The 10857-nt window shown below is 44.9% G+C and carries 10 protein-coding genes and 3 pseudogenes; all 13 read right to left on the minus strand.

The window, feature by feature from the left end:
* Positions 1 to 103: pseudogene (locus SCRDD08_RS12215) on the minus strand (prephenate dehydratase); the annotation flags it as partial.
* Positions 104 to 124: 21 nt separating this feature from the next.
* Complete coding sequence (locus SCRDD08_RS06935; protein WP_061422989.1) at positions 125 to 601, minus strand: shikimate kinase; 477 nt, start codon at positions 599 to 601, stop codon at positions 125 to 127.
* Positions 594 to 1877 (minus strand): 3-phosphoshikimate 1-carboxyvinyltransferase, encoded by a 1284-nt coding sequence (gene aroA, locus SCRDD08_RS06940; RefSeq protein WP_061422990.1) that lies wholly within the window; start codon positions 1875 to 1877, stop codon positions 594 to 596. The genes SCRDD08_RS06935 and aroA overlap by 8 nt, the downstream gene beginning before the upstream one ends.
* 210 nt (positions 1878 to 2087) lie before the next feature.
* Positions 2088 to 2279, minus strand: coding sequence for a DUF3272 family protein (locus SCRDD08_RS06945; protein ID WP_061422991.1), 192 nt, complete (start codon positions 2277 to 2279; stop codon positions 2088 to 2090).
* A 38-nt stretch (positions 2280 to 2317) separates the two neighbouring features.
* Positions 2318 to 3982 (minus strand): DNA polymerase III subunit gamma/tau, encoded by a 1665-nt coding sequence (gene dnaX, locus SCRDD08_RS06950; protein WP_061422992.1) that lies wholly within the window; start codon positions 3980 to 3982, stop codon positions 2318 to 2320.
* Positions 3982 to 4479 (minus strand): GAF domain-containing protein, encoded by a 498-nt coding sequence (locus SCRDD08_RS06955; protein ID WP_061422993.1) that lies wholly within the window; start codon positions 4477 to 4479, stop codon positions 3982 to 3984. Before SCRDD08_RS06955 ends, dnaX begins: the two co-directional genes overlap by 1 nt.
* A gap of 222 nt (positions 4480 to 4701) precedes the next feature.
* A pseudogene (locus SCRDD08_RS06960) lies at positions 4702 to 5305 on the minus strand (lysozyme family protein).
* A complete protein-coding gene (locus SCRDD08_RS06965; RefSeq protein ID WP_061422994.1) occupies positions 5305 to 6279 on the minus strand; it encodes a nucleoid-associated protein in 975 nt (324 codons plus the stop codon). Before SCRDD08_RS06965 ends, SCRDD08_RS06960 begins: the two are co-directional and overlap by 1 nt.
* A 1-nt stretch (position 6280) precedes the next feature.
* Positions 6281 to 7543 carry a serine hydroxymethyltransferase gene (glyA, locus tag SCRDD08_RS06970; protein ID WP_061422995.1) on the minus strand — a complete coding sequence of 421 codons (1263 nt, stop codon included), beginning with the start codon at positions 7541 to 7543 and terminating at the stop codon, positions 6281 to 6283.
* Between the two features lie 48 nt (positions 7544 to 7591).
* Positions 7592 to 8182, minus strand: coding sequence for an L-threonylcarbamoyladenylate synthase (locus SCRDD08_RS06975; protein WP_061422996.1), 591 nt, complete (start codon positions 8180 to 8182; stop codon positions 7592 to 7594).
* Positions 8175 to 9005 (minus strand): peptide chain release factor N(5)-glutamine methyltransferase, encoded by an 831-nt coding sequence (prmC, locus tag SCRDD08_RS06980; protein WP_061422997.1) that lies wholly within the window; start codon positions 9003 to 9005, stop codon positions 8175 to 8177. Before prmC ends, SCRDD08_RS06975 begins: the two co-directional genes overlap by 8 nt.
* Positions 9005 to 10085, minus strand: a pseudogene (gene prfA / locus SCRDD08_RS06985) (peptide chain release factor 1). Before prfA ends, prmC begins: the two are co-directional and overlap by 1 nt.
* Positions 10086 to 10110: 25 nt before the next feature.
* On the minus strand, positions 10111 to 10692 hold the full coding sequence (locus SCRDD08_RS06990; RefSeq protein WP_061422999.1) for a thymidine kinase: 582 nt from the start codon (positions 10690 to 10692) through the stop codon (positions 10111 to 10113).
* Between the last annotated feature and the right edge of the window lie 165 nt (positions 10693 to 10857).

The raw sequence follows: 10857 nt of genomic DNA on the forward strand, positions 1-10857 counted from the left end.
CTTTCCCTTCATAGGCCTTCATCACTTCTGTGATATTTTGGTAGGGCACCAAGTCTGCTTGGGGAAAGGCTTCTTGGGCAACATGGTGGGAAAAAGATCCCTTGGGTCCTAAAAAAAGCTACTTTCATTGAATTTCCTCAATAATTTCTTGTGGCGTTTTTCCTACCACGTCAATTGTCTGTGTCGCAACCGCCTCATAGAGAGCCTGCCGTTGTTTAAAAATCTCTTGCAAATCTGCCTTGCTCTTGGTCAGATACAAGGGGCGCTGATTTTCCTCATCTTGCTCAATCCGACGAAACAGGGTCTCAAAGTCAGCTTTCAGATAAATATTTTGGAGATTTCGGGCTAATAATTCACGATTTTGGGAGCTCAAGACGACACCGCCTCCCGTAGAAAGCACGACATCCTGCTGGATACACTCAGCCAAGACTTCAGCTTCAATTTTTCGAAAGGCTTGCTCGCCGTATTGAGCAAAATACTCTTGGATGGACATGCCGATTTTTTGGACAATCAGCTCATCCATATCCAGAAAATCTGCTGACAAGGCTCTCGCAATCGTTGATTTTCCCGCTCCCATGAAGCCAAGTAAAATCCTAGCCATTCACCAAGCCCTCCAAGTCTGAAAAGAAGCTAGGATAGCTTGTATTGATAGCCTCTGCCCGCACCAGCTCTACCTCTCCATCCGAAACTAATAGAGCCGCAATGGCTGCCATCATTCCAATACGATGATCACCGAATGTATTGATGATTGCGCCATGAAGAGGCGTTTTCCCATCAATAATCATGCCATCTGCTGTGGGGGTAATGGCTGCTCCCATGCTATTTAAAGCATCTGCGACAACCTGAATCCGATCGGTTTCTTTGACTTTTAACTCCTCTGCATCTCGGATCACCGTTCTGCCCTCAGCTTGGGTAGCTAAAAGGGCAATAATCGGAAGCTCGTCTATCAAGCGCGGGATAATTTCTCCGCCAATCTCCGTTCCCTTCAGCTCAGAAGTCTCAACAGTAATCGTAGCGGATTTAGCCACCTCACCTATATTAGAAAGGGTCATCTTACCGCCCATTGCCTTAATAACATCAAGAATCCCTGTCCGGGTTTCATTGATTCCAACATTTTCAAGGACGATTTTAGACTGGGGCAGAATCAAGCCTGCAACCAGCCAGAAGGCTGCACTGGAAATATCACCAGGCACTCTCACTTCTTGCCCTGTAAAGGTCTGTCCACCTTGCACACGGATTTCCTTACCCTTGACCTCAATCTGACCGCCAAATTGAACAATCATATCCTCTGTATGGTTACGGGTAATTTCCTTTTCAATAATGACCGACTCGCCTTGAGCCTGTAAAGCGGCGAAAATCAAGGCTGATTTGACTTGAGCGGAAGCCACTGGCAGCTGATAATGGATAGGCTTTAAATCTTTTCGGCCATGGATGTGAAGTGGCGGTAAATCTCGTTCTGTCTGACCCCAAATATCCACACCCATTTGACTAAGAGGCAGGGTTACCCGATCCATCGGACGCTTGGACAAACTATCATCCCCAAACATCTCTGCTGCAAAATCCTGACCTGCCAAGACACCCGAAATCAAGCGGATAGAGGTCCCTGAATTGCCCATGTCTAATTTATTGTGCGGCGCCTTGAGACCATCAAATCCAACACCGTGGATCTTGACAGTCTTTCCATCATCCTCTATCTTAACGCCTAAATCACGAAAGACCTGCATCGTAGAAAGGACATCCTCACCTCTCAAAATATCGTGAATCACTGTAAGGCCCTTGGCCAAGCTCCCGAACATAATCGAACGATGACTAATAGATTTGTCGCCTGGTACACGGATGCGACCATTCAGACCTTTTGCCTTTGTTCTTAACTTCATAGATGCCCCTTTCAATTGCTACTAACTTCTATTTTATCATAAAAATAGCAATTTTCTAAAAAATTCTTGTATTCATTCCGACTTCTTCCTTCTTTCTACTTTTCTACATGATAAAAGAGGCTGCGACACTCGTCACTCAGCCTCCCTTTATTCCTTATCAAAACCACGAGAGTGCCAGATTCTTACTCTAGTCATTCTCTGATTTAGCCATTATTTGTGTCCTAAATGCTTATCAATCTCATCCATAATCCGCCCCATCACATAGCTAATCTGCAGATTGCGACCAATCAGAATGGCCCAGAAAATAGCCATCAGATAGTCTTCAGACATGATTGCTTTATTTAAAAAGTACGTTTCTAAGGCTGTAAAAGCCGCCATTACTATAAATTGTCGTCTATTCATTCTTCCATTATAGCATGAAAAATCATAAAAATCTAAATTCAATCATCTTGAACAGTGATTTTTTCCGCTAGAAAATCAAAGCCTTCTGGTATCAATCTTTCTTCCTGCTTTTCAGCTACTTCTGCTTTATTGCTGCGACTTCTAGCTGAAAATTCTGCCCGAATCTGAATCCAGTCCTCGAGAGAAATGGCCAGAATATCTGGTGAAAAGCCAGCGGCATTGCTCAGCAGATTTCCAAACATGGTATTGAGATTTTCTCTTTTCATGGTCTGCTCAGCGTTGAAATGAGACTCAAAAGCCAAAATAGCATGGTTTTCGTTGGCTGCGACTGGTTGCGAACCGATGAGCAGCGCCTTATCCGCTCCTGCCAGACTCTCGATAATTTCACCCCAAGCATTTTGCAGCTTGGTCAAATTGCTGCGAGCCAATTCAGGATTTTCCACCGCTTCTTCCAAGATGGCATTAACCTTATTGCGGTCTACGCGATAGGTCTTGGCTTTTTGAGGTCGTGCCTCCAATTTCTTAGCTGCTGGAGCTGGCTGACTGCCAACATTGGCTAATTGTTGCTTAAGCTCTTGGATTTCCTGCTTGAGATTAGACAGTTCTTCTGCCAAGTTATCAGGAATCTGGTCCAAGCCTGCTTTTTCCTCAGCCAGTCGAATGGTCATCATTTCTGTATAAATCTTAGGCTGCAGGCTATTCTTGATATCGGCTAGACTCTTGGTTGCTATCTCAATCATGGCAAATAGAGTTTCCTGCGATGTCTTGATATTTTCCAGAAAGAGCTCGCTGGCATGATGATTTTCCCCGCCAGTTTTGACAATAATCAAGTCACGCAGATATTGCAGGAGGTCCGTCACGAAGCGAGCCATGTTTTTGCCACTGTCAAAAATCAGATTGAGGTTATCCAAGGCTCCAACTGCATCATGAGCAATCAAGGCAGCTACATAGGCATCCAAGGCTCCCAAGCTGATAGATCCTGTGATTTCTTCGGCAATGTCCGTGGTCAAACGATTTTCCTGAGTTAAGCTAAGAGCCTGATCGAGGATAGACAAGGCATCTCGCATCCCGCCCTCAGCTCGACGGGCAATAATCTGCACACCTTCTTGCTCAAAGTCAATGCCTTCCTGCTCCAAAATCCACTCAATATGCCCAATAATGTCCTGCGTCTTGATAGACTTAAACTCAAAACGCTGGACGCGCGAAAGAATGGTCGCTGGAATCTTATGTAGCTCTGTCGTCGCTAGGATAAAGACCACATTTTCGGTCGGCTCTTCCAAGGTCTTGAGCAAGGCGTTAAAGGCTCCAGTCGAGAGCATGTGCACCTCGTCAATGATATAGACCTTGTGCTTGGCAAGACTGGGCGCATAAGTAGACTTGTCCCGAATATCACGAATCTCATCGACCCCATTATTAGAAGCCGCGTCGATTTCGATGACGTCTTCAAGGCTCCCCTCAGTAATAGCCTGGCAGATATAGCAGTCATTGCAGGGCTCGCCGTCCTTTTGATTCGGACAGTTCATAGCCTTGGCAAAAATCTTGGCAACACTAGTTTTTCCTGTTCCACGTGGACCAGAGAAAAGATAAGCGTGACTGATTTTGCCTTGCTCCACAGCCTGCCGCAGAGTGGTGGCCACTACCTGCTGACCAATCAGCTGACCAAAGGTCTGACTGCGGTACTTTCGATATAAAGCTTGATACATTAGGCTTTTTCTCCAAACATTTCAAAATTCCAAGTTGTCTTTTCAAGCAAAATCTGAACAAACTTTTCTAGATATTCCTGATCTACCTTATCATAATCACCCGTCAAGGCTGAGTCCAAATCTAGCACTCCCAAAAGGTGGCCATCTTTTACCATGGGCACCACAATCTCGCTCTTAGCACGGCTATCACAAGAGATATAGTTGGCATGCTGGGTGACGTCATCCACAATGATGGTCTGCTCTTTCTCAGCGGATTCCCCGCAGACTCCCTTACCTAATGCAATGTGGACACAAGAAACGCCCCCTTGAAAGGGCCCCAAAATCAGCTCGTTCCCATCAAAAAGATAGAAACCAGTAAAAACCGAATGAGGAAGGGCTTGATTGAGCAGGGCGCTCGCATTAGAAAGATTGGCCAAAGCATTGGTCTCACCATCCAGCAGGGCTTCCAGCTGAGCCAGTAACAGTTGATAATTTGAAATTTTTTCCCTTTTATTCATACTTTCTATTATATCAAAAAGCCCGTCCTACAGGAGAAAAAATAAAATTTTTTTAGCTTCTTTTCTAGTCCGAGCTTCAATTTGAAAAACATCTTCTTATTCTGATCGCTACAACGGATAGTCCTAAGATTCATTTTTTCTTCTCAAAATATAAGAGACTGAGATTATCCATCCCAGCCTCTTATTCCTATAGAAAGGGCAAACTATACTCAAATCATCTGTTTACAGCCACCCCATAAAGCGGATAAGATACATATTTAGTCGTACCTGACGCGAATAGTAGTAATTTCCACCATTAATATAAAGCTTGGGTCCGTAAAAAATAGAAAGTATATTATAGTATGAATAGGTTTTTCCAGTCACATTGCCAAGACTCGGAGCAACCACTTCTTTTGAGTATTTTTTTTGCAAGCTCAAGCGTATTCTCGCCGCCATTTTGCGCAACGTAGTCAATATAGGCTTGGCCGAAATTGTAGGCCTGAACTGCCGTCCAGACATCCACTTTTTTCTCACTGGCCAACTCTAGATTGTCCGATAAAGTCTGAATACCTTGCCGGACACTTTCTTTATTGTCTGTAATCGAATTGATTTCGCCTGTTGCACTCTCACTAGACTGCATGAGGTCGTTGTTTCTTCCCTTGGTTTCTGTGTAGATCATGGCTAGGACTAGCTCTTCATTAGCCGCTGTGTCCTGCTCGTCCAGCACTTCTCTAACCAAGCTTTGATAGGTCATAACCTGCTTAACATCACGATGGACTTGATAGCCTTTTATCGCGATGGCAGCCAGAATGATGAGCAAAATCAATCTTCTGATAAATTTAAACATTATTTACTTTGTATATCCTCGATATTTTTGATGAGAATAGAGTAAGTCCCGTTGTCGTTCTGGATAAATTCCACGGATTCAGCATCCTGATAAACATTATTGGGAACGATTAGCTCTATTCCATTAGAGAGGGATAATTTTTGATTTTCGAACTTCTTTTTCTGGCGACTGCTGTCAATCTCATCGAACTTGATTGGCTCTGGTACAGTTTCCTTAACTTGGTCAATAAAGGTGAGTCGGGCTGTCAGATTGCTGTCAAACAGCTCGTCTGCCAACTTTTCAGGAGACAATTCATCATTTTCTTCCAGATTTTTGAAAATGCTGGATTTGACCTTAGACTGAAACTGAAAGTCATCTGTATTAAAGCTTTCAGCGATCTTTTGAGCCGTTTTTTCCAGCGTTTTGATGGATTTTTTTGGTGAAATCTTGGGACTGACCTGCAATAGATTATCCGAAAAATAGTTGAGGAAGGCACCATTGTACTTGATGCGCTTTTCAATCAGATGGTACTTGCGAGACTGGAGATTGATGACCAAAGCCTCGTCCGCACCTGTACCAAAGCCAGGCAGATTGTTCTGCGTCAGCTTGATAGGATTGTCTACCTCGCCACCCAGGTGGGTTAGGGTTTCCCGCAGCGCAATCCGCAGAAAAGCAAAGTGCTCCACGCCTTCCTTGTCAAACTGAACGAAAATCAGATCGTTGGTTTTCTGGTTTTCACTGACCGAAAACTCTTCCTGCCAAAGTTTGGCCACCGTCACGGATGTTTCCAATAAGTCGTCCGAAAGCTGAGCCAAAAAGACATTATCAGGTTCGAAAATGCCTGTTTTAGCCTCGTCTGAATAGACCCGCTCGATTTTCTTGCGCAGGTATTCCTCAATCTTGGGAGTGATGTTGAGAAACTTATCCGCCAGTAGCAGTTCGGTATCAGCTGGACTGAATTGATGAATGATGGCCTTTTTTACATAAATGTCCATCTTAGTTCAAACCTTCATAGAGCGGAAAAGCATCCGTCAGTTCGCGAACTTCCGCTCGAACTTGATTGAGCACCGCTTCATTTTCAGCGTTTTCCAGAGCCTTGATAATAAGCTCAGCTACCTTGATACTTTCTGTTACACCGAAGCCTCGAGCTGCAATGGCTGCTGTACCGATACGAATGCCGCTGGTTTTAAATGGTGACAAAGTCTCGTAAGGGATGGAGTTTTTATTAAGCGTGATATTAACCTCATCCAAGAGATTTTGAGCGACTTTCCCATTTTCTACAACCTTAGTGACATCAACCAAGAACAGGTGATTTTCAGTACCGTCAGAAATCACACGGAACTTATCATGCTGACGGAAGACTTGGGCCATGGCTTGGGCATTGTCCAAAACCTGTTGGGCATAAACCTTGAAAGCTGGGTCCAGCACTTCTTTAAAGGCCACTGCTTTAGCTGCGATGACATGCTCTAATGGCCCACCCTGAATGCCTGGGAAGATTGCCGAGTTAATTTTCTTAGCCAAGTCTTCATCATTTGTCAAGATCAAGCCACCGCGAGGGCCGCGCAAGGTCTTGTGGGTTGTTGTAGTTGTGATATCCGCATAAGGCACAGGGCTTGGATGGAGACCTGCAGCAACCAAACCAGCAATATGAGCCATATCGACCATCAGCTTAGCGCCTACTGCATCAGCGATTTCACGGAATTTTGAAAAGTCGATGATGTGAGAATAGGCTGAAGCACCTGCCACAATCAGCTTAGGCTGTACTTCCTTGGCTTGCTTGAGGATAGCATCAAAGTCCAGTAATTCTGTTTCAGGATCAACGCTATAAGATACAAAATTGTAGGTTTGGCCAGAGAAGCTTACTGGAGCACCATGGGTCAAGTGACCACCAGCAGACAAATCCATCCCCATAACCGTGTCGCCCGGCTCAATCAAAGCCATATAAGCTGCGCAATTTGCCTGACTGCCTGAGTGAGGTTGCACATTCGCAAACTTGGCACCAAAGATTTCCTTGGCGCGCTCAATGGCCAAGCTCTCCACGACATCCACTACGTCTGTTCCACCATAATAGCGACGACCTGGGTAGCCTTCAGCATATTTATTGGTCAAAATAGAACCTTGGGCAGCCATGACAGCTTTAGAAACAACGTTTTCTGAAGCGATCAGCTCAATATTATGTTGCTGACGCTCTTCCTCATTGGCAATGGCATCCCAGAGTTCTTTGTCAAATGCTTTGTAGTCTTCTTGGTCAAAAATCATACGGTGTCTCCTTTTTTTTGAGAAAATAGGGCGCTAGGCTCCTAATAGTTAAAATGTTATATCATTTACTTGGGCGAGAATGTCCTCGCGGGTAATCGCTCCTTGGCGCAAAATACGTGCCTTTTCTCCAGACAGGTCCAGAATGGTTGAATCCTGACCTGTCAAAGCGGCATCATCTTCTACTCCCGAGACTTGCTCTTGGAAATCCACCATAATCTGCTGGAAAGAAGTCCCACTGGCTTCTCCAGAAAGATTGGCGGATGGACCAATCAAGGGTCCGTACTTGCGAATTAAGTCCAGCGTAACCGAATGCTTAGGAATCCGAAAGCCCACAGTTTCCATACCTGAGTTTATCCAAGCAGGCACACGGTCATTGGCTTGGAGGATAATAGTCAGTGGCCCAGGTAGAAAGGCTTGATAGACTTGTTCCAGATAGCTGGGCTGGTTCTTGGAAAAGGCATAAATCTCTTCCAAGCTAGCCACATTGAGATTGAGAGCCTTGTCACGAGGTCTTCTTTTAAATTCGTAGACTCGCTCAACCGCCTCTTCGTTCAAAGCTTGAGCAAAGAGGCCATAAACAGTTTCTGTCGGCAGTACAACCGCTCCGCCTGCTGCCAGAGTCTTTTCAATCTTATTCATTGTCCACTGCCACCATTCTATCCTTGCCAAATTGATCTTTCAGGACTCGGATTCGCTTCTTGGGAAAAGATTTTTGCAATAACTCCCTGACACCGTCTCCTTGCTTGTAGCCAATTTCCAGATAGATTTTTCCTTTTTCTGTCAGATAGTCTCCTGCCTGCTCGGCTATTTTCCGATAAACGGCATAGCCATCCTCCTCGGCAAAGAGAGCCATGTGAGGTTCTGATGTCAGAACGTTAAGTCCAACTTCCTCCTTATCCGCTTCTGAAATGTATGGCGGGTTAGAGACGATGATGTCAAAGCTCCCGCTAATCGCTTCCAAGCAGTCAGATTGGACAAAAGTAGGATTGAGGCCGCAGGACTGAGCGTTTTCCGCCGCCAAGGCAAGAGCATCGCCAGAGAGATCAGAAGCAGTAATCTGCCAGTCTGGGCGACTGCTTGCCAGTGCCAGAGCGATGGCCCCACTACCCGTTCCGATATCCAAGACAGACAGAGAACCTTCGAGATTTTCTGACAAAATCAGTTCCACCAGTTCCTCTGTCTCAGGCCTTGGAATCAGAACTCGCTCGTCCACCTTGAGAGTCAAACCGTGAAAGCCACTACTACCAATGATATACTGGGCTGGCTTATGAGCGAGCAGCTGTTCATGGATTGCTTTTAGCTGCTCACGTTCTTCCTGGCTAACTGCTGTCTGAAGCTTGAGAACAAAGTCGGTAAAGGAGAGCTCATTGAGAGCTCGATAAACGAAAGACAGGCTTTCTGCTTCTTCTCCTGCTGCTACTAGCTCCTGCTCTAACTCAGCCAAATATTGAGCTAAGGTCATTATTTATTCAGCTCTTCTAGTTTTTTGCGTTTGGTCATAGAGTACCAAGGCATCTACAACTTCGTCCAATTTACCAGACAAGATAGTATCTAGTTTTTGGAGGGTCAAGCCGATACGGTGGTCCGTAACACGGTTTTGTGGGAAGTTATAGGTACGGATCCGCTCGGAACGATCACCAGTACCAATTGTCGACTTACGCTCAGCGTCTTGTTCATCTTGTGCAATTTGTGCAAAGTGGTCAGCCACACGCGCACGAATGATTTTCATGGCCTTTTCACGGTTCTTCTGCTGAGTCCGTTCTTCTTGCATCTCAATCTTGATATTGGTTGGCAAATGAACGATACGAACGGCTGTCGCAACCTTGTTGACGTTCTGTCCACCAGCACCTGATGCGTGGTAGATGTCGACACGAAGGTCTTTTGGATCGATATCGTATTCTACTTCTTCGATTTCTGGCATAACCAAGACAGTTGCTGTTGAGGTATGAACACGGCCTTGACTTTCTGTCACAGGAACCCGTTGCACACGGTGGGCACCAGACTCATACTTGAGTTTAGAGTATACAGACTGACCAGAAACCATGGCCACTACTTCTTTGAAACCACCGACACCGTTCATTGAGGCTTCCATGACTTCAAAACGCCAGCCTTGGGCTTCCGCATACTTCTGATACATCGTCAGCAAATCTCCAGCGAAAAGGGCTGCTTCATCACCACCAGCTGCTCCACGGATTTCAAGGATAATGTTCTTGTCATCATTCGGATCCTTTGGAAGAAGCAAGATTTTGAGCTTTTCTTCATATGCTTCTTTGTCAGCCTTGGCATCTTTGAGTTCCTGCTTGGCCATTTCCTCCAAGTCCGCATCTCCGCCAGACTCCTTAATCATCTCTTCGGCATCAACGATGTTTTGAAGGACTTGCTTGTATTCACGGTAGGCTGTTACCGTATCACGAGTTGAAGCCTCTTCTTTTGAAAGCTCCATGAAGCGTTTGGTGTCTGAGACCACATCTGGGTCACTCAGTAATTCTCCAAGCTCTTCATAGCGGTCTTCCACTGCCTGTAACTGGTCATAAATATTCATCTTTGTAATCTATCTCCTTGATTTTCTAATTCATTCTATTAATGGGTGGATTGAAATAATGCTTGCGGCAAACCGAAATATAGGTCTCATGGCCACCGATTTTGATCTGTTCGCCATCATAGACAGGTTTCCCATTATCCGTCCGCAAAACCATAGTTGCTTTTTTAGAGCAATATTGGCAAATGGTCTTGATTTCGTCAATCTTATCAGCTAGGAGCAAGAGATGCTTGGAACCCTCAAAGAGCTCATTGCGAAAGTCATTTTTCAGACCAAAAGCCATGACTGGGACATCCAGCTCATCCACCACTCTAGCTAAATCATAGACATGATGACGTTTCAGAAACTGAGCCTCATCAACCAAAACACAGTAAGGCTTTTCAGGCAGACTTTGAATATATCCAAAAATATCTGTCTGGTCCTCGATTGCCATAGCAGACCGCTTCATGCCGATGCGGCTGGAAACAACGCCAAAGCCATCGCGTGTATCGACAGCTGATGTCATGATTACTACGCTTTTGCCCTGTTCTTCGTAGTTGTGGGCCACTTTCAAAATTTCAATGGTCTTGCCCGAATTCATTGTGCCATATTTATAATATAACTGAGCCATTTTATTCTTACATTCTCTCTAAGTATTGTCTTTCTAGGACTTTCAGCACTGTCCATAAACTCTGCTGGAAAGACCGACCGTACTTCCTATTATTTTACCACAATTCACTATTCTTTAAAACCTAATTTGTGATAAAATAAGATTAGCAAAAGAAAAGGAGAAATC

It is taken from the genome of Streptococcus cristatus (assembly GCF_001578775.1).
GTDB classification, from domain to species: domain Bacteria; phylum Bacillota; class Bacilli; order Lactobacillales; family Streptococcaceae; genus Streptococcus; species Streptococcus cristatus_A.